Source organism: Candidatus Pelagibacter sp. PS_43, from assembly GCF_059417795.1.
In genome coordinates, this window is sequence record NZ_CM182066.1 from 263,901 (window position 1) to 282,994 (window position 19,094).

Genomic DNA, 19,094 nt, shown 5'->3' on the forward strand with positions numbered 1-19,094 from the left:
TATGGATGAAGAAATTTCAATAATCGACTCAAACACGAGAAATGAAAAGATTAAAAACTTTTTAACAAATAATAAAAAAAAAATAATCTCATCAGTATTAATTTTAGTTATTTTGGTAATTGGCATTTATTCAATTGATACCTATAAAAAACAAGCCAAACTCAAGTTGGCTGATAAATATAATTTTGCTGTAATAAATTTTAAACCTGAAAATTCTCAAAAAATAATAGAAGACTTAACTGAAATAGTGAAAGCGAATGACACTACCTATTCACCACTGGCGTTATACTTTTTAATAGATAATAGTTTAATTGAAAACCAAGAAGAAATTAATCTGTTATTTGATGAGGTAATTAACAAAACGAAGCTTGATAAAGAAATAAAAAATCTAAATATTTATAAAAAGGGGCTATTTAATTCAAACTTTGTATCAGAGAATGAATTATTAATTATTTTAAATCCTTTAATTAACTCAGAGAGCATATGGAAATCTCATGCTTTATATTTGATTGCTGAATATTTCTACTCAAAAGATGAAAAGCAAAAAGCAAAAGAATTTTTTAATCAGATACTAAGCCTTCCTCAAGTTAATAACGACATCAAAACAGCATCACAAAAAAGAATAAATAGAGATTTAAGTGAGTAAAAATTTTACAATATTATTAATTTTTATCTTTATCACCAATTGCTCATTTCATAAAAACTCAGAATTTTGGAATAAACAAAAAATTGAAGAAGAAACAAAAGAAAATCTAACAGAAATTTTTAAAAAAGAAGAAACGCTTAATTTTGAATTTAATCCTACTTTGAAAATTGAGTTAGACTCAAGAGCTGTAAATAATAGTGTTTTAAATAGTTTAGATAATAATCATGGAAAAATTGATTTTGACGGCAAACTTGAAAATATTTCTAAATATAAATTCAAAAAAATTAAAAATTTTTTTGAATATGAATCAGAAATTACATTTAACCGAGAAAATGTCATTTTTTTTGATAACGAAGGATCTATTTTAAGTTTTGATAAAAACTCTAATTTAAAATGGAAAAAAAACTATTATTTAAAATCTGAAAAAAAACAAAATCCATTTCTATTTTTTGGATACACCGATAGAATTTTAGTAATTGCAGACAATGTAGCAAAATTATATGCTATAAATATTAATACAGGTGAATTGCTTTGGGAAAAAAAAAATACTGCTCCATACAATTCACAAGTAAAAATTTATAAAGATAATATTTATGTGGTAGATTATGATAATACATTAAAAGCTTACTCTATAAATAATGGTGATGAGATTTGGTCAATAAAAACTCAAAAGTCATTTATAAGGTCACAAAAAAAATTATCATTAGCCATCAAAAATGAAAAAATTTATTTTAATAACTCTTTAGGCGATATTAGCTCAGTAGACATCAACAATGGTAATTTGATATGGCAAATACCAACACAAAGCAGTTTAGCGTTTGATGCTGGTTTTTTCTTAAAGACATCTGATATTGTAGTAGAAAAAAATGCATTATTTTTTTCGAACAATCAAAATGAATTTTTTTCACTTGATGCTCAAACTGGTAATTTGAACTGGAAACAAGAAATAAACTCTAATTTAAGACCAGTAATAATTAATGATTTAATTTTTACTGTTACATTAGAGGGATATTTAGTAATTGTAGAAAAAAATAGTGGGAATATTGTAAGATCTAATTATTTACTTAATCAATTTAAAAAAAAGAAAAGACCTGATATTGAACCAACAGGATTTATTATTGGTAACAAAAACATTTATTTATCAAATAATATTGGGCGTCTATCAGTTATTGATATTGCAACTGGTGTAACAAGAAATGTTTTGAAAATTGATAATAAGAAAATTTCAAGACCAGCTATATTTAATAAAAATTTATATATTATAAGTAATAACTCTATTATTAAGTTAGATTAACATGTTTCTAAAGCTCCTTGAAATATTAGGAAAAAAAAAAGTTGTATTTGATAGAGGTCCTTCTCACCCGAAATATGATCAAGCAAAACCTTGGATGAATCGATATTATGTTTTGTTTAGACATCGTCCAAAATGGTTTCCATTTAACATTTTAATCCATGAAATGCTCGCAGATGATCATGGTGAAGGTGTGCATAATCACTTATGTCCATATATCACTATCATTCTTAGAGGTGGTTACTGGGAAACTACAAAAGAGGGTAAATTTTGGAGAAAACCAGGTTATATAGGATTTCGTTCAGCAAATGCCCATCATAGAGTAGACTTAAAAGAAGGCACAAAGCCTATGACAATATTTATTCCTGGTCCCTTTGGATTAAGAAAAGGGCCAAGATCAGAATATGGTATCGATTTTAAAACCAAAAAAAATTAATGGTAAACCAATTACAAAATTTTTTTATATCGCATTGTGATATTCAACAATTAGAAGTTAATTCAAATCAAATAGAAATTGTTAAGAAATTAGAACAATATTATAAAGAGAATTTTCAATCTTATTTTTCAAAATTATTTTCAAAAAAATCATCAAAAAAATGTTTTTATCTTTATGGTGATGTTGGTGTAGGTAAAACTATGATCTTAAATTTTTTCTTTGAGCATCTAAAAGAAAAAAAATTAAGACTGCACTTTAATGAGTTTATGTTAAATTTTCATAATTTTGTACATGAAAAAAAAGAAAAAGAAGAAGAAAATATAATCAGTCATTTTGTAAAAAATCTAAAATTAAAAGCTTCATTAATTTATTTTGATGAATTTCAGGTAACAAATATAGTTGATGCTATGATTTTAGGAAAATTGTTTGATCAAATTTTTAAAGAAAATATTAAAATTATTGTAACTTCAAATACTAAAATCGATGAGTTATATAAAGATGGACTTCAAAGAGATCAATTTAACCCTTTTATTAAAATTATGGAACAGAAGTCAATTGAATGTGAGCTAAAAATTGAAGATGATTATAGAAAATCCAGTAATAATCAAAAACAAAGATATTTTTATCCGCTTAATCAGGAAACCAACTTTAAGATTAATAAATTTTTTAGAACTATTACAAAAAATAAAAAACATTCTTTAAAAATAATTAATATTAAAGGTAGAGATTTTAAAATAGAAAATTTTTATGAAGGGGTTGTTAGATTTAATTTTAATGAGTTATGTGCTCAAAACTTAGGTGCAGAAGATTATTTGGAAATTATTAAAAATTGTAAATTTATTGTAATAGATCAAATACCACAATTTAATGATATAAATTCAAATCAACAACAACGTTTCATTACTTTACTAGATATAATTTATGATAAAAATATTCCAATTTCAGTTACAGCAAACCAAAGCCTGGATAAATTTGCCTCATCAAAATTATTAGAAAAACCATTCAAACGTACCATCAGTCGTCTATACGAATTAACATCCATGGAAAATAATTGATGAAACAAGAATTTTATAATCTTAAAATAAATACTGATGGTCAAAAATTATACGAATTTACTAACCTAACAATTGAATGGATTAATCAAAACAATTTTAAAAATGGGATGCTTAATTTAAGTATTCAGCACACCAGTGCATCTTTAATTGTACAAGAAAATGCTGATCCAGATGTTCAAACAGATCTAGTAAATTATTTCGATAAACTAGTTCCTATGGATAACAAATTATATATTCACACAGCTGAAGGAAAAGATGATATGCCCGCACACATTAAATCTACCTTAACTAATAATCAAATTGCTCTTAGTATTAAAGAAGGTGAATTATTGCTTGGAACTTGGCAGGGTTTATATCTATTTGAACACAGGTTAAATGCTCAAAATAGAACAATTATTCATCATTTTATTGGAGATTAATTTGTTAATTTCTTACTTTTTTTAAGCTTTGAAAAGCTTCTAAGGCAGAAGCTCTAGCTTTTTCATGTACGACTATTGGCTGAGGATAATCTTTTCCAATTATTGTTTTAATTGCTTGTTGGTACTTTAATTCCATTTCCCAAGGCTTATGAATAAATTTATTTGGCACTTTATCCAATTCGGGGACCCATTTTTTTACATAAAGCCCTTCTTTATCAAATTTTTCACCCTGCAGGATTGGATTAAAAATTCTAAAATAAGGAGCGGCATCTGCCCCACAACCAGCAACCCACTGCCATTGTGCAACATTGTTTGCTTTATTAAAATCCAATAAACAATTTCTGAAATGTTTTTCTCCTTCAGTCCAATTAATTCTTAAATGTTTAACAAGAAAAGATCCAACTACCATACGAACTCTATTATGCATCCAGCCAGTCTCATATAATTCTCTCATACCAGCATCCACTATTGGATATCCTGTCATTCCAGTTTTCCAAGCTTTTAAATATTTTTCGTTTTTAATCCATGGAAATTTATCAAAGTCTTTTCTATAATTGCCTTTTAAAAATTCTGGAAAATAATTGATCAAACTATGTGAAAATTCTCTCCAACCAAGTTCATTAATATATTTTCTATATCCAATACCTTTAGATTTGATTTCACTACATTTTTTCCAAATACTTGCCACATGAATTTGACCATGTTTTATATATGGTGAAAGTTTTGAAGTTCCTTCAACAGACGGAATGTCTCTTGTTGTTCCATAATCTTTGATTTTATTTTCTATTAACTCATTTAGAATTTTTTTTGAATTAGTTTCAGATATTATCCAGTATTTATCAAATTTTTTATACCAATTTTTTTTAGGCAAAATATCTTTAGGTTTAATACAGTTTTTAAAAAAAGTTTTTTCTTTTGACTTATCTTTAATAATATATTTTTTACTAGGAGGTGAAGATAAATATTTTTGCTCAGCAGTTCTCCAAAATGGAGTAAATACTTTAAAAGGTGTTCCATCATTTTTGGTTACTTCTTGAAATTCATTTAAAATATTTCCTTTAAAGTATTTAAAATTGATTTCATTTTTTAAAAAAATATCTCTAATTTTTTTTCCTTTAGCGATTACATCTGGCTCATAAACTTTATTCCAATATATAGAAAGATTATCTTTTTTTTTAATCTTAGAAAAAGTATCAAGCTCATCACCTTTAACTATTTGAAGAGCAATATTATATTTAGATAAGTCTTTTTTATAAACTTCTAATGACTTTGAAACCCACCATTTTTGAGCTTCAGTTTGATTATCAAAATTTTTGTTATTATAGATAAACAATCCAATTACACTCTCATGATTTAGAGTTGCAAAAGATAATGCAGGATTATCTTCTATTCTAAAATCATCTCTTATCCAGAAAATGCCTATGTCTGACATGTAATTAATTTTGATTGATTAACTTTTGGTACATTGCTTTATCTGTATCACCTTCACAACCAATTACTAAAACATTTGAATTTTGATCTAATCTTAAACTTTGTTTTAAATTTTGATCCTCACAACTTGCAATTAAACTTATTACTCCTGGGGCCGAATTTTCACCAGCAATAATAGGCTGATCACTAAAGCTTGAGTTTCCTAATAATTTCATAGTTTTTGCAATATCGTCATCCGGCAGACTTATACAATGTTTAACAGAGTTCTTTAGAATCTTCCATGGGACCAGTGATACTTCTCCACAAGACATACCACCCATCAAACTCTCTCTTTTGATGTCAATTTTTTCTATTTTTCCAGTTTTTATACTTTCTAAAACGCAAGCTGCACTATCAGGTTCAACTACTATAGTAGATGGAATATTATTTAAATATTTGGCAATCCCTGCGATCATTGCTCCAGCCATTCCACCAACACCAGCTTGTAAAATTATATGAGAAATTTTTTCATTATGAATTTGATCTGCAATTTCTTTCATCATGACCGTATATCCAGCCATCGTATACGTAGGCACCTGTATATAATCTCTCCAAGCAATATCTTGTACTATCTGCCAATTATTTTCCGTAGATTGCTTGATGCATTCAATTAATGATTTTTCATAATTTCCTTTTACTTTAATTACATCTGCTCCAAGATCAGCCATAGCTTGACCTCTTGCATCACTTACAAACTCACTAATAAAAATTTTACAGTTTAAACCTAATCTTCTAGCACCCCAAGCAACAGATCTTCCATGATTACCAGCAGTTGCGGTTGCGACTACAATATCTTTATTACCTTTTGTTATTTTTTCAACAGCATAAGCGCCACCTAAAGCTTTAAAAGATTTTAAATTAAATCTTTTACTCTCGTCTTTGTAGTAAATATTTTTTAAATTTAATTCTTTTGATAATTTATTTAAAGAAATTAAAGGAGTAGGGGCATATCCATTCCATTTTGAAATGCTAGAATAAGCATCATCTATTTCATTTTCTGATAATGAGTTTAAAATTTGTTGTTTATCAAAGGAATAATTTTTATTATTTAAAATTTCAGAAAATTTCCATTGATGACCATTAGATAAAATTGTCATTCTAACAATCTAGAGTATTATCTTTTTCCCACTTTGAAATAGGTTTTGTCTTATCAAAACTTTCTTTGGATTGGAATTCTCTAATTTCCAAACTTCTAAGTTTGATATAGCTCATAATTGTTTCTTTACCAAAGGCCTCATTCATTTCTTTATTATTCTTTAATTGCTCTAATGATTGACCTAACTCATTAGGTAATTTTGGTAAATCTGGATATTTTGCGTGGTCCTCGTACATATTACAATTAAGTGGTTTTCCTGGATCGATTTTATTTTTTAAACCATATAATCCAGCAGCTAATACGCTTGCTTGTAACAGATATGGATTAACAGATCCATCCATTAATCTTAATTCAAATCTACCTGGGTCAGGTATTCTAATCATATGAGTTCTATTGTTTCCTGTATAAGAAATACTACTAGGTGACCATGTAGCACCAGATTTTGTTGGTGGAGCATTTATTCTTCTATAACTATTAATTGTTGGATTAAAAAAAGCTGAAAGAGAAGATGCATTTTTGATTACTCCACCAAGAAAATTATAAGCCATTTTACTTAAGCCAAGACTATCTGATTTATCTAAAAATTTATTTTTATTACCTTGCCATACTGAAACGTGTGCGTGACAGCCATTTCCAGTTAAATTTTCAAATGGTTTAGGCATGAAAGTTGCTCTTAGACCATGTTTTTCAGATATTGTTTTAACCATATATTTAAAAAAAGTATGTCTATCTGCAGTTTTTAAGCAATCGTCATAATCCCAATTCATTTCAAATTGGCCATTAGCGTCCTCGTGATCATTTTGATATGGGCCCCATCCCATTTCAATCATACAATCACAAATTTCTTTGATTAAATCATACCTTCTCATTAATGCCGATTGATCATAGCAAGGTTTTGATTGAGTATCTCTTGAATCTGCAATTGAGTTACCATCTTGTGAAATTAAAAAATATTCACATTCAACACCTGATTTCATTATTAAATTTTGTTTTTTAAGTTTTTGAATTTGTTTTTTAAGCATTACTCTTGGTGAGGCCTCAACTGGCTTGCCATTCATCCATAAGTCAGAAGCTAACCATCCTACTTCTTTATTCCATGGCAATTGGATTAAGCTATCTGGATCTGGTATTCCAAACATATCTGAGTCTGCTGGAGACATATCAAGCCATGCAGCAAACCCCGCAAAGCCAGCACCAGCACTCTGCATTTCTTTTATAGCATGAGCAGGAACTAATTTTGATCTAAGTACACCAAATAAATCAACAAAACTTATTAGAAAATATTTAATTTTTTTTTCTTTTGCAATTTTGAATAAATTTTTAGGCATAAATTAAGTTAACATTATTATCTAAATAGTGAAAAGATAGTTTCCTTATAATAAATTAAATTTACAACAATTATTATTACTATAGCTAATATTACTCCATATTTTGCTTTAGGAAAAACAACACCCCTCATTTTAGTAGGTCTCAATTCTTCGTTGTTATTGTCAGCCATATTTAAAGATTATAAAATAGGGCGCCACTTTCAAGTAGCGCCCAAATTTTAAGTTTAATTACCAATCGGTAATATTGCTTTTATGATCATCAGCACCATGTCTTTTTCTAGCTAAACTTGAGAGTTTTTCACTCTCAGATTTAGCAGTCAAAACATGCCAGCCAATCCAAAAAACTACACCAAGAATAACCAGTAAAGTTTCAGTGGATCCAGCTCCCGGATAAACTGCTCCGACAACCTCTTTTGCACTTAAATGATCTATCCAGTTTGTAACTGTAGCCATATTTTTCTCCTTTACCTAGTTGAAGAGGCGACTGCTTTTTCAGCTTTTCTATCGTCCTCCATTATTTCATAGTCTAGTCCAGCTATTTCAACTTCACGAGGTATTCTTAATTTACCCATTCCATGAAGTACTTTAGCTATTACATAACCCGGTAGCATTCCAAGAACACCAAACATAATTATTGCTCCTAAGAATTGCCCCAATGGATTGATTGATGCATAAGTTGATCCGTCCCACATAGCTCCAACACTGTATCCAGATGAAGGATAGCCATTTAAAACAAATCCACAAATTACAAGACCAACAAACCCTGCATAACCGTGCACTGCTACTGCACCAACTGCATCATCGATTTTGAACTTACGTTCAACCCAGTAATGCATTTTATATGCAATAACTACACCGATCGCACCAATAAGCATTGCTTGTATCGGGTGATACAAATCATTACCTGCAGATGCACAGATGATACCTGCTAGTCCACTTGAGTATGTCCAGAACGGATCACCTTTGGCGACCACGTATCCAGCCAATAATCCACCTGATAATGACATCAAGAAGTTAAAGGTAATTCCACTCAGCGTGGTAGGGGTTACATATATGTTTGTTGCTGTCCAGTACGTGACACCTTCCATTCCATATTCAGGTCCAAGATCAAATATCGGTATATTACATGCCGCATAAAATCCCCAGAAACCAGTATAGATTAAAAATAATCCAACTGTAACTAGCCATGGGTTCCTTGGTCCTATATTTCTTGGTTCACCACTAGATGAGAATTTTCCAATTCTAGGTCCTAAAACGATTAGAACACCTAAAGCAAATCCACCCGCAATTGCGTGAATTACTCCTGATGCGTAAGCGTCATGATACCCTAAAATTTTAAGCATCCATCCATCAAAGTGCCATCCCCAAGCAGCATCAATCACCCAGAAGCACGAACCAATTGCAATTGCTAAAATTCCAAATGCAAAAGTTGTAATTCTTTCAATGATTGCTCCAGAGACGATTGAAGCAGCTGTCCATGAAAATAGTAAGAATGCAGCCCAGAATACTCCACTTATGTGATCACCTAAATTGATCGCCATAAATTCTGAGTTAGCTAAATACCATTTAGCACTAAAAGTGCTATCGTCAGTAATTAACGCTGTACTCTCATTCATTATTGAAGGTGCAATTCCTGGTCCTGTTGGAAATGCCCAGTAAATCCACCAACCAAAGAAAAACCAAGTTACTGTAACCAATGGTATCAGCATTGTGTTTTTCATTAAAGTATGTTGGTGATGTTTGTATCGAGAAGCTCCAACTTCATACATACAGAAACCGACGTGAATTAAAAACATCAGTACTACTGTTACCCAATAGTAAAACTCTGTAAATATAGTTGTAAGAGCACCTAACTGATCAGTCATATTCTCTCTCCCATATTAGTTTTTAAAAAAGCTTATGAGATTTCTAAGGGTGTGACAAATGAAACAATCTATAAAAACCTAATATTCACAATAAGTTTGTAAAATAAAAACAACTATAGATTGAGATATTAAAATTTTAAGTAAGCTTTTTTCAAATCAACAAGAGGGTGTTTTGGAGACATTTGAAATTTAACCAAAAGCTCTCTTGCTATCATATCTCTATCTTGTTGGTTGTTCGGTAATTTAATAGATTTTGGAATTGTAACCCAACCATTCGCATTTCTACAAAATACTGCTGGTCTTCCTTCTTCATAACCCATATGAACGTCTTCTAACCAGTTAAGATCATCCCATCCCATTGCTTCCACATATTTTTTAAGAAATGGAGTTACTCTTTTATAATCTGGAAGTAAGTTTACATCATATCTGTAACCGATATGTTGACCAATTAACTTTTCTCTAGCTGTTTCTTTAAAAGTACCAAGTTTTAGTTTTTTTTCTTTTTTAACTTTACTTTTAACTTTTGCTTTAGTTTTTGTTTTTTTCTTAGCCATATTTACCTCTATATTTTGTGATAGTTATCAACACCTACAGTGTAGTTAGTTCCAGCTAAAGGAACTTTTGCTAAAGCAGATGCTTCTGTAGTTAATGCAGCTAAATCCTCAGGCTCTAAAGAGTGGATATTAGTTTTACCACACGCTCTAGCCAAAAGTTGAGCTTCTAACGTCATTGAATGAAGATAGTTGTAAACTCTTAAAGCAGCATCATCTGGATTTAATCTAGCTCTTAGTTTAGGATCCTGCGTTGCAACACCAACTGGACAACGACCAGTATGACAGTGGTAACACTCACCAGCTTTTACACCCATTTCTTTTTCAAAATTAGCTTCAGGGATATCTTTATTACAATTCAAAGCGATCATAGATCCAGTTCCAATTGCAATTGCATCAGCACCTAATGCCAAAGCTTTTGCCATATCAGCACCATCTCTTATACCACCAGCGTAAATTAAAGTAACTTTTCCAGTTTTGCCGACATCATCAATTGCTCTTCTAGCTTCTCTAATTGCAGCAATTCCTGGAATACCAGTATTTGCAGCAGCAATGTGAGGGCCAGCTCCTGTAGAACCTTCCATTCCATCCAAATAAATAGAGTCAGGATCACATTTTGCAGCCATACGCACATCATCATAAACTTTTGATGCACCAAGCTTTAATTGAATTGGTACTTTATTTTTTGTAAGTTGTCTTAATTCCTCAACCTTTAAAGCTAAATCATCTGGACCTAGCCAGTCAGGATGTCGAGCAGGTGATCTTTGGTCAATACCAGATGGTAATGATCTCATCTCAGCTACTTGATCAGTTACTTTTTGACCCATTAAGTGTCCACCCATTCCAACTTTTTGACCTTGACCAATGAAAACCTCTATTCCATCTGCAAGTTGAGCGTGGTGTGGATTAAATCCATATCTTGATTGGATACATTGGTAATACCATTTTTCAGAATACCTTCTTTCATCAGGTATCATTCCGCCTTCTCCAGAACAAGTAGCACTACCAGCCATAGTAGCTCCTCTTGCTAAAGCAGTTTTAGCTTCATAAGAAAGTGCTCCAAAACTCATACCGGTAATGTAAACAGGTATATCAAGTTCAATTGGGTTTTCACATCTTGGACCAATTACAGTTTTTGTTTCACATTTTTCTCTGTAACCTTCAATTACAAATCTTGTAAGTGTTCCAGGTAAGAAAACTAAATCATCAAATGTTGGAATTTTCTTCATCAATGCCATTCCACGCATTCTGTATCTTCCTAACTGAGCTTTTATGTGAATATCGTCAATTACTTCAGGAGTAAAAATAGCATTATGACCTAATAAACTTTTATTTCTTTTACCTTCCTCGTAGGCATGAACATCAGCTTTTCCACCAACACTTCCATTACTTTTTTTCTTTTTAGTTTTTTTCTTAGGCATTAAATTGCTCCTTTCTTCTCAGTAGGTTCTAAATTATCGTAGTTCCATAATTTTTTACCAGCTACAATTTTTTTCATTTTACTTACATCAAAATTTTCACCGATTTCTGCAACTTTTAATTTTCTTCTTAACCAGTCTTGATCACTCTTAGTAAGTTCAGCGTCAACTGCATCACTTCCATAAGATCCAATACTGCCACCAATAAAAATTGTACCATCATACATAGAGTCACCTAAATTTATTCCAACATCTCCAAGAATAATTATTCTCCCTCTTTGCATCATGAAACCTGTAAATGCACCAGCATCACCACCAATAATGATAGTTCCACCTTTCATATCAATACCAGTTCTAGCACCAACACTACCTTTACAAATTAAATCTCCACCTCTAATAGCAGCGCCGAAACAAGATCCTGCATTTTTTTCAATAACTACTTTACCAGCCATTAAATTTTCAGCACAAGACCAACCAACTCTACCGTTAATTCTAACAGTTGGACCATCGCATGAACCCATACCAAAATAACCTAAGCTTCCTTCAAAAATTAAGTTTAATTTATTTAGAATCCCAACACCTAAACTGTGTTTTCCTTGAGGATTTTTTATAACAATTGTTCCATAGCCTTGGCTCATTAAATTATCTATTTCTTTATTTGCGTCTGGAGCAGTCATATCTTTAACATCAAGCTCTGTTCTTTTATTAAAATCAACATCATATGTGCCAAAGTAATAAAAGTTTTCTGCTTCATCAGGATTAAAAAACTTTTGTTGAGTTCTTCCTGTTAAAACTTCTGTGTGCATACCCATTGACTGGGCTTTTGATTTTTTCTCGGTTGTTTTTAGATTTGCCATACTTTTACCTCTCCATCAAATGGATCATATGTATCAATTTCTTGTGGAAGAACTGATCTGATCGCTATTTCTTCTGAACCCATTGCAACCAAATCATCTGACTCATAAAGAACCAAAGGTTTTGCTGCCATAGTGTCTTTTGCCATTCCTAACGAGTCTTTTGTTGCAACAAAATAAGTGAATACTCCATCAAGACCTGTTAAAGAGTCCCTCATACCTTCTTCAAGACTTGCTCCTTCTCTCATCTTTTGAGCAATATAAACGGCAATTAATTCTGAGTCACATTCAGACATAAATCTCATACCTTTATTTTCTAACAGTCTTCTATTATTCCAGTAATTAGTTAATTGTCCGTTATGAACCACGGATACATCACTAAAGGGATAACCCCAGAAAGGATGTGCTGATTTAATATCAACACCAGACTCCGTTGCCATTCTTGCGTGACCAATTGCATGAGTTCCAACCACTTTATCTAAATTATATCTATCACAAACCATTTTAGCATTACCTAAATCTTTAATCACTTCTAATGATTTTCCCATAGAAAGTATTTCCACACCTGGAATACTTTCAATTTTTTGTGAAAATGAAAGTAAATCTTTTGCGCTATAATCAAGTTCATATCTTAAAGAGTAAGGTAAAATCCTTTCTTCCTTAAGAATTTTTGCACCCATCTCGGAAAGATATTGATCAACAATTTTTTTTCTTTCATCATAAACTGAAGTTTCTTCCATTATTGATGAGCTTCCTTCCCCAACATTTTCTCCAACTTTAAAGCGCATGATAAAATTTTTACCATCTGTATCACCGTATAAAGCGTAACCAGTTGAGTCTTCCCCTCTATGTTTTAGGGCCTGCAGCATTCCCTGCAGCTCACTTCCTACATTTGATGATTTACCTCTATGTATTAATCCTGCTATTCCACACATATATTTTCCTTTTTATAATTAAAGACTACGGTAGGCAGTCCAGATAAGTATCTAAATCCCACTGAGTTGTTGCACCTAAAAATCTTTCCCACTCATCGTTTTTGTACCAATGAAACACTTTATACATTTCATCTGGCATAGCTGATTTGATAACTTCGTCTTCAGCTAAACGGTCAAGAGCTTCACCAAGACTTAAAGGTAATTTTTTGACTTCTTTACCAGCTGCTTGAGCTTCGTACATACTTCTAGATTCTGGTTTTCCAGGATCAATATTATTTGATATTCCGTCATCAAAAGATTTTAATAATCCTGAACCCATTAAATAAGGATTATGCATCGAGTCTACCGATCTATATTCAAATCTTCCAGGGGCAGAAACTCTTAATCCACATGTTCTATTTTGATATCCCCAGTCAGCATAAACAGGAGCCCAAAAACCTGTGTCCCATAATCTTCTATATGAATTTACAGTTGAAGAACCAATTGCAGTTAAAGCACCAAGGTGTTTCATTACACCACCAATTGCTTTTAGACCAACCTTACCAGGTAACTGAACATCTTTTGTATCTGGCATGAATGTATTTGTTCCACCCTCAACATAAGTAAATACATGGTCCATTCCTGGTAAAGATTTATGACTTAATTTATTCACAACATCTTTTCCACCTGTCCATAAAGACATATTTGTATGGCAACCACTAGCAGAGACACCCATAAAAGGTTTTGTCATAAAGCAAGCAATTAAATTAAATTCTCTAGCAACTTGGGCACAAATTTGTCTGTAAGTTGATAGTCTATCAGCATTTCTTAAAACATCATCGTACATCCAGTTTAATTCTAGTTGTCCTGGTGCATCCTCATGGTCACCTTGAATCATATCAAAGCCCATTGCTCTAGCATATTCGAAAACTTTCATAAATACAGGCCTTAAAGATTCAAATTGATCTATGTGATAGCAATAAGGTTTAGAAAATCCTTTACCTGTTGGAGACCCATCTTCATTTTTAGTTAACCACATCATTTCTGGTTCTGTTCCAACTCTTAATTGGTAGCCATGCTTTTTTTTAAATTCTTCAGCATGAATTCTTAAATTTCCACGACAATCAGAGGTTAAATGAGCGCCTGGGTTTTCTCTTTCTTCACGATTTCTAAAACAAGTAACAAAAACTCTGGCTACTTTTTTATCCCATGGAAGTTGACAAAAAGTTTCCGGATCAGGTATCCCTACAAGCTCTTTTGCTTCGGGTCCATAACCTATGTATCTACCATGACGATCTGTAAATAAGTTTGCAGTTGCTCCATAAACTAATTGAAAACCTTTTTCACATGTTCTTTCCCAATGGTCTGTTGGAATTCCTTTTCCAACAACTCTACCAGTTACTGATATGAATTGAAAAAATATATATTCAACACCAAGCTCATCAATTTTTGCTCTAACTTGTTTTACTAGTTTAGCTCTGCCTGGTTGGTTAACGTGTTTATCTAGATCAGTCATTTTAATTTCACCCCTCAATGAATTATAATTTATTCAAAGGTAGCTGAAATTTTTATTAGTGTCTAGACTTGAAGTTTAACTCCAAGGGAACGGACTGTTCGATGTAGGGTGAAGTTCACCTTTCTCGTAACGGTTGAATCTAAACGGTTTTAATAAATCACTCTCAGTACCAAGAATTTCTTTTGCTACAAGTTCTCCTACACCAATCATTTTATAACCGTGATTAGCATCAGCAATCATATATACATTCTCTAAAAATCTATCAAAGATTGGAAACGAGTCTGGTGTCATACATCCAAGACCACCAGACGGCCCTTTTCTATAAAGATCAGATTTTCCTTCAAATCTTTTTTGACAATGTGCCAAAGCCGAACACCACATATCATTGAATTCTTCTGTAGTTTGATATTCAGGAGATTCAACTCCATAAGGATCTACATTCACTTTATCAAAATGTTTATCAACTATGTAAGGAGACGTTCCACCTTGAACACCAAGTCCTTCAATGTCAGGTTTATAATAAATTCCCCAAATTTTATCAGTGATTAATTTTTTTGTTTTATCTGAATATAATGGAGCAGTAGAGTCAACATGGATCACAGGAGGTTGTTTTCCATTGTTCATTTTTAAAAAGTCGGGCTCAACCCCAATCACTCCTTCTTGAAGCATCCAATATGTCCACATATCAGTTTCGTGCATTTTGCCATCTTTACCCTTGATATTTGCTGTTTTTGGAAGTTCTAACATATTCCAAAAATCTCTAGCCCAAGGACCAGCACCAACTACTACTTGCTCACACTCAATAGTTCCTTTGTCAGTTTCAACTCCAGTAACTGCTTTACTATTGCTACCTCTTTTAAAACCTGTAACTTTAATACCTTTCATTACCTGAACACCATTTGAAGTAGATTTATTTTCAAGAGCTTTGATAGAATCTTTATTAAATGCATAACCACCTTTTTTTTCATGGAGAACTGAAGTGATGCCTTGAGCTTGCCAGTCATCAAACATCCCCTTCATATAATTCATACAATCTTTTTCACCTTCAATAAATTCTGAATCGTATCCAATTGCTTTTTGTTGCTCGTAAATTGTTGCTACATCTGCATGCATTACTTCTGGAGAAATTTGTAAATATCCTACCGCATTATATTTAAATGCTTTTGGATCACTTTCCCAAACAGAAACTGAGTGTGCCATTAATTCTCTCATGGCTGGTTGAAAATAATTATTTCTAATAACTCCACACGCAATCCCACTTGCACCAGCTGCAATATCTTTTTTTTCTAGGACAACAATGTCACCAGGATTTTTATATGTCTCTGAAAGTTTCCAAGCAGTACTCAATCCATGAATACCACCACCAATGATAACTACTTTTGCTTTTGTAGGTAATGTTGACATATCAAAACATTATTTTTTGGTAATAGTAATTAATATAATTTTTTATAGAACTAAAAATTATATATAAAAGATATATACTTTGTAATTTTGATAAATTAATGGCTAATAGCTTATGTTTTTAAGTGTATCTAAATAATCGTTAAACTCATTAATAAATGACTCACTTGGCACTATATTTTTTATTCTCTGATCAGTTGAAGTTTTTTCAAGGCGAAAGAATCCTTTTTCGCAAGCTTCAGTAATGATTAGTGCAGATTTTGGTCTAGAAGTTTTAAAAAGTTTTGTTTTTAATTCTTCAACAGACAATTTTGTTTGTTCTTTATAAGCTGACATAACTAATAACATCATATGATAATGAGAAGGAGACTTTCTAAAAAAATAGTTACTTGATGTATGAGATTGTTTCATTTGGTCTTCCCAAAAACTTAAAAGAGTTTTTTTATCTTTGGGCATTTTCAAGCTCTTACTCTAGATTTTGTTGGATCATAGAAAGGAAAAGCAACAACCTTTGCACCAATTCTTTTTTGGTGCCCATCTAATTTACCAATCTCAACTTCAGTTCCAATTTCAGAATATTTTACATCAATTCTACAAAGCGCAATATTTTTACCAAGCTTTGGTGACAACATTCCACTCGTTATAACTCCAATTTGCGCTCTACCAACATGAACACAATCACCATGAACAGCTGGTTCATGACCAACAAGTTCTAAGCCTACTAATTTTTTTTGAGGATTAGCTTTTCTTTTTATTAATTCTTCTTTACCAATGAAATCATCTTCTTTAGTTTTAAGTGGAACAGTAAAACCAATTCCAGCTTCAAAAGGATCTGTTTGATCATCAAATTCATATCCATAAAATATAAGTCCAGCTTCAATTCGAACCATATCTAAAGCTTCTAAACCTAAAGGTGTGATGTCAAATTCTTTTCCAGCTTCCCAAACTTTATCCCAAACCTCACTAGCATCTTTTGGATGACACCATATTTCATAACCAAGTTCCCCAGTGTAACCTGTTCTAGAAATTACAATAGGTGTTCCTGTTTCATGTTCAATTCTTGCAATATTAAATCTAAACCATTCAAGTTCGGTTATTGAGGGCTGGATAGGGGCCGTCCAAACAAATTTTTCTAAAATTTTTCTACTATTAGGTCCTTGAACAGCAATATTGTGTATATGGTCTGTTGCAGATTTTATCCATACTTTATAATTTTTCTTTTTAGCCTGTTCTTTTAACCACTCACCGCTGTATTCATCTCCACCAATCCATCTAAAATTATCTTGTCCAAATTTGAACAATGTACCATCATCTAACATACATCCGTTTTCATAACACATTGCAGTGTAGACAACTTGACCTACTGATAGTTTTTTAACATTTCTTGTTAAAGTGTATTGCATTAAATTTTCTGCATCAGGACCAAGTATTTCAAATTTTCTAAGTGGAGAAAGATCTGTTGCTATCGCACTTTCTCGACAGGCGTTATATTCTTTTATTGTTCCCGAATTAGTAAAATTATTTGCTAACCAAAAACCTTTGTATTCAACAAAATTTCTAGTTAGTTCAGATGTTTTTTTATGAAAACCTGTTTCTTGTGTAAGTTTTGGTTCTGAGTCTGTTTTCATTCTAAATGCAATTGCTTTTGAATACTTATTATTCTTTCCGTAAGTTCTAACAAATATATCAGTAGGGTTCCACCCATTAGCAGCATCAACATCACAAGGGCAAGCAGATGAAATGCACGTTAAATCTTTTAACGCTCTAAATAGAACATAATCTCCAGGTCTTGACCATGGCTCATCAAATGTTGCAACATTGTTAGCATCAATAGCTGTATTAAAAAAAAGATTTATAGCTGACCAACTTTTTCGAGCACTTATATCGTATTTTTCTAAACCTTTGTTAAAATTATCTGTGCAATTAATGTGACCCATGTAACCTAGGTCTTCATAGTATTTAGAAGTACAAGCTAAATTAAAAGTGTCATGCCTTCCAACCGTATCCCTTACCACCTCAACCATTGCCTCATGATTTCCATCATAGAATTTTGAAAACAATCCTGGACCAGGATAGGCACTACCCATAAACGTTCTTGTGGCTTTATCGTCAATAATACTTTCAATACCATCATTTAATTTATGAGTATCAAAAGCTAAAAAATCAGAACATTGTCTTCCACCTGTGTCTATAATTTGAATATATTCTCCAGCTTTTACTTCGTAAGTTTCAGCAGTTCTTCTTTTAACAAGCTGTTCAACTATAGGATCATTTAAGGGTTCTGGTAAAATAAACTGTTCATCAGTTTCTGAAAATTTTGCTCTATTAACAAAAATTGTTAAATCTGTTGGTGGATTTTGCTCATGAACATTTAGCGGGTCACCAGGCGCTGCTATTAAAACAAAACATTTATCTTTTGAAGAAAGTGTTATCTTTTCTCCCATCAGACAATCTTCGTTGAATATAATTGATGATTTAGCTTGTTTAAGATTTAGATTTCTTTTCTTAAAAATTTTTGAAATTTTTTCATCTTTTGCAATTGTTCTTTTAGAGAAATCTGCATTTGAATTTTCTTTTAAATCTAAAATTGACAAATCAGGTTTGCCAATTGAGTCAAAGACAATTATTTCACAAATTTGTTTTCCTTCTTCATTAATTATTTCAATTTTATCTTCGGGAAAAACTTCTATTACAGATAAGCCACCACCTTTGACAAAATATCTTTCAACCCCCGGTGGTAAAATCCTTAAACCTGGATTATTGATATCTCTGCTAGTTCCTAACATTTACTTAGCTTTTTATATATATATTATATGAAGCATAATATAATCAAA

At 31.7% G+C, this 19,094-nt stretch carries 19 protein-coding genes; 5 read left to right on the forward strand and 14 right to left on the reverse strand.

All coding sequences use genetic code 11. The annotated features are described in order from the left end of the window. Position 1: 1 nt before the first annotated feature. From AC5SLL_RS01395 to AC5SLL_RS01415, 5 genes are read left to right on the forward strand one after another with little or no spacing between them, the layout of a single operon-like run. Positions 2 to 646 carry a hypothetical protein gene (locus AC5SLL_RS01395; protein ID WP_494586793.1) on the forward strand — a complete coding sequence of 215 codons (645 nt, stop codon included), beginning with the start codon at positions 2 to 4 and terminating at the stop codon, positions 644 to 646. Then, positions 639 to 1,940: a PQQ-binding-like beta-propeller repeat protein gene (locus tag AC5SLL_RS01400; protein ID WP_494586794.1), complete on the forward strand. Its 1,302-nt coding sequence runs from the start codon at positions 639 to 641 to the stop codon at positions 1,938 to 1,940. Before AC5SLL_RS01395 ends, AC5SLL_RS01400 begins: the two co-directional genes overlap by 8 nt. Before the next feature lies 1 nt (position 1,941). Then, the gene (locus AC5SLL_RS01405; protein WP_494573422.1) at positions 1,942 to 2,373 is read left to right on the forward strand and encodes a hypothetical protein; all 432 of its coding nucleotides are present in this window, start codon (positions 1,942 to 1,944) and stop codon (positions 2,371 to 2,373) included. After that, positions 2,373 to 3,428, forward strand: coding sequence for a cell division protein ZapE (gene zapE / locus AC5SLL_RS01410; protein ID WP_494586795.1), 1,056 nt, complete (start codon positions 2,373 to 2,375; stop codon positions 3,426 to 3,428). The genes AC5SLL_RS01405 and zapE overlap by 1 nt, the downstream gene beginning before the upstream one ends. After that, a complete protein-coding gene (locus AC5SLL_RS01415; protein WP_494573424.1) occupies positions 3,428 to 3,847 on the forward strand; it encodes a secondary thiamine-phosphate synthase enzyme YjbQ in 420 nt (139 codons plus the stop codon). The genes zapE and AC5SLL_RS01415 overlap by 1 nt, the downstream gene beginning before the upstream one ends. A gap of 4 nt (positions 3,848 to 3,851) precedes the next feature. Here the strand turns inward: AC5SLL_RS01415 and AC5SLL_RS01420 are convergent, their stop codons facing one another. The 14 genes from AC5SLL_RS01420 to AC5SLL_RS01485 all read right to left on the reverse strand — a co-directional run bounded on the left by AC5SLL_RS01420 (position 3,852) and on the right by AC5SLL_RS01485 (position 19,046). Then, the gene (locus tag AC5SLL_RS01420) at positions 3,852 to 5,279 is read right to left on the reverse strand and encodes a cryptochrome/photolyase family protein (RefSeq protein ID WP_494586796.1); all 1,428 of its coding nucleotides are present in this window, start codon (positions 5,277 to 5,279) and stop codon (positions 3,852 to 3,854) included. Positions 5,280 to 5,283: 4 nt separating this feature from the next. Beyond that, positions 5,284 to 6,414: a diaminopropionate ammonia-lyase gene (locus AC5SLL_RS01425; RefSeq protein ID WP_494586797.1), complete on the reverse strand. Its 1,131-nt coding sequence runs from the start codon at positions 6,412 to 6,414 to the stop codon at positions 5,284 to 5,286. A gap of 1 nt (position 6,415) precedes the next feature. After that, positions 6,416 to 7,741 carry a type III glutamate--ammonia ligase gene (gene glnT / locus AC5SLL_RS01430; RefSeq protein ID WP_494586798.1) on the reverse strand — a complete coding sequence of 442 codons (1,326 nt, stop codon included), beginning with the start codon at positions 7,739 to 7,741 and terminating at the stop codon, positions 6,416 to 6,418. 17 nt (positions 7,742 to 7,758) lie between these two features. Continuing rightward, positions 7,759 to 7,911, reverse strand: coding sequence for a hypothetical protein (locus AC5SLL_RS01435; protein WP_494573428.1), 153 nt, complete (start codon positions 7,909 to 7,911; stop codon positions 7,759 to 7,761). 58 nt (positions 7,912 to 7,969) lie between these two features. Further along, positions 7,970 to 8,194: a hypothetical protein gene (locus AC5SLL_RS01440; RefSeq protein ID WP_494586799.1), complete on the reverse strand. Its 225-nt coding sequence runs from the start codon at positions 8,192 to 8,194 to the stop codon at positions 7,970 to 7,972. 11 nt (positions 8,195 to 8,205) lie between these two features. Next, positions 8,206 to 9,606: an ammonium transporter gene (locus AC5SLL_RS01445; RefSeq protein WP_494586800.1), complete on the reverse strand. Its 1,401-nt coding sequence runs from the start codon at positions 9,604 to 9,606 to the stop codon at positions 8,206 to 8,208. Positions 9,607 to 9,734: 128 nt separating this feature from the next. Continuing rightward, a complete protein-coding gene (locus AC5SLL_RS01450) occupies positions 9,735 to 10,160 on the reverse strand; it encodes a hypothetical protein (protein WP_494586801.1) in 426 nt (141 codons plus the stop codon). A gap of 8 nt (positions 10,161 to 10,168) precedes the next feature. Beyond that, positions 10,169 to 11,578 (reverse strand): FMN-binding glutamate synthase family protein, encoded by a 1,410-nt coding sequence (locus AC5SLL_RS01455; RefSeq protein WP_494573432.1) that lies wholly within the window; start codon positions 11,576 to 11,578, stop codon positions 10,169 to 10,171. Continuing rightward, positions 11,578 to 12,432 (reverse strand): GltB/FmdC/FwdC-like GXGXG domain-containing protein, encoded by an 855-nt coding sequence (locus tag AC5SLL_RS01460; RefSeq protein WP_494573433.1) that lies wholly within the window; start codon positions 12,430 to 12,432, stop codon positions 11,578 to 11,580. The genes AC5SLL_RS01455 and AC5SLL_RS01460 overlap by 1 nt, the downstream gene beginning before the upstream one ends. Beyond that, positions 12,420 to 13,364: a class II glutamine amidotransferase domain-containing protein gene (locus tag AC5SLL_RS01465; protein WP_494573434.1), complete on the reverse strand. Its 945-nt coding sequence runs from the start codon at positions 13,362 to 13,364 to the stop codon at positions 12,420 to 12,422. The genes AC5SLL_RS01460 and AC5SLL_RS01465 overlap by 13 nt, the downstream gene beginning before the upstream one ends. A gap of 25 nt (positions 13,365 to 13,389) precedes the next feature. Beyond that, a complete protein-coding gene (locus AC5SLL_RS01470) occupies positions 13,390 to 14,859 on the reverse strand; it encodes a glutamine synthetase family protein (protein ID WP_494586802.1) in 1,470 nt (489 codons plus the stop codon). 75 nt (positions 14,860 to 14,934) lie between these two features. After that, positions 14,935 to 16,263 (reverse strand): NAD(P)/FAD-dependent oxidoreductase, encoded by a 1,329-nt coding sequence (locus AC5SLL_RS01475; protein WP_494579227.1) that lies wholly within the window; start codon positions 16,261 to 16,263, stop codon positions 14,935 to 14,937. Positions 16,264 to 16,365: 102 nt separating this feature from the next. Further along, positions 16,366 to 16,716, reverse strand: coding sequence for a hypothetical protein (locus tag AC5SLL_RS01480; RefSeq protein ID WP_494586803.1), 351 nt, complete (start codon positions 16,714 to 16,716; stop codon positions 16,366 to 16,368). Between the two features lie 2 nt (positions 16,717 to 16,718). Then, on the reverse strand, positions 16,719 to 19,046 hold the full coding sequence (locus AC5SLL_RS01485; RefSeq protein WP_494586804.1) for a trimethylamine N-oxide demethylase: 2,328 nt from the start codon (positions 19,044 to 19,046) through the stop codon (positions 16,719 to 16,721). Positions 19,047 to 19,094: the final 48 nt, after the last annotated feature.

Coding starts and splice junctions, on each gene's coding strand:
- AC5SLL_RS01485 (WP_494586804.1), bottom strand. CDS start 19,046: ATGTTAGGAACTAGCAGAGATATCAATAATCCAGGTTTAAGGATTTTA.
- AC5SLL_RS01415 (WP_494573424.1), top strand. CDS start 3,428: ATGAAACAAGAATTTTATAATCTTAAAATAAATACTGATGGTCAAAAA.
- AC5SLL_RS01480 (WP_494586803.1), bottom strand. CDS start 16,716: ATGCCCAAAGATAAAAAAACTCTTTTAAGTTTTTGGGAAGACCAAATG.
- glnT (WP_494586798.1), bottom strand. CDS start 7,741: ATGCCTAAAAATTTATTCAAAATTGCAAAAGAAAAAAAAATTAAATAT.
- AC5SLL_RS01425 (WP_494586797.1), bottom strand. CDS start 6,414: ATGACAATTTTATCTAATGGTCATCAATGGAAATTTTCTGAAATTTTA.
- AC5SLL_RS01475 (WP_494579227.1), bottom strand. CDS start 16,263: ATGTCAACATTACCTACAAAAGCAAAAGTAGTTATCATTGGTGGTGGT.
- AC5SLL_RS01445 (WP_494586800.1), bottom strand. CDS start 9,606: ATGACTGATCAGTTAGGTGCTCTTACAACTATATTTACAGAGTTTTAC.
- AC5SLL_RS01435 (WP_494573428.1), bottom strand. CDS start 7,911: ATGGCTGACAATAACAACGAAGAATTGAGACCTACTAAAATGAGGGGT.
- AC5SLL_RS01450 (WP_494586801.1), bottom strand. CDS start 10,160: ATGGCTAAGAAAAAAACAAAAACTAAAGCAAAAGTTAAAAGTAAAGTT.
- AC5SLL_RS01460 (WP_494573433.1), bottom strand. CDS start 12,432: ATGGCAAATCTAAAAACAACCGAGAAAAAATCAAAAGCCCAGTCAATG.
- AC5SLL_RS01470 (WP_494586802.1), bottom strand. CDS start 14,859: ATGACTGATCTAGATAAACACGTTAACCAACCAGGCAGAGCTAAACTA.
- zapE (WP_494586795.1), top strand. CDS start 2,373: ATGGTAAACCAATTACAAAATTTTTTTATATCGCATTGTGATATTCAA.
- AC5SLL_RS01420 (WP_494586796.1), bottom strand. CDS start 5,279: ATGTCAGACATAGGCATTTTCTGGATAAGAGATGATTTTAGAATAGAA.
- AC5SLL_RS01465 (WP_494573434.1), bottom strand. CDS start 13,364: ATGTGTGGAATAGCAGGATTAATACATAGAGGTAAATCATCAAATGTA.
- AC5SLL_RS01455 (WP_494573432.1), bottom strand. CDS start 11,578: ATGCCTAAGAAAAAAACTAAAAAGAAAAAAAGTAATGGAAGTGTTGGT.
- AC5SLL_RS01405 (WP_494573422.1), top strand. CDS start 1,942: ATGTTTCTAAAGCTCCTTGAAATATTAGGAAAAAAAAAAGTTGTATTT.
- AC5SLL_RS01395 (WP_494586793.1), top strand. CDS start 2: ATGGATGAAGAAATTTCAATAATCGACTCAAACACGAGAAATGAAAAG.
- AC5SLL_RS01440 (WP_494586799.1), bottom strand. CDS start 8,194: ATGGCTACAGTTACAAACTGGATAGATCATTTAAGTGCAAAAGAGGTT.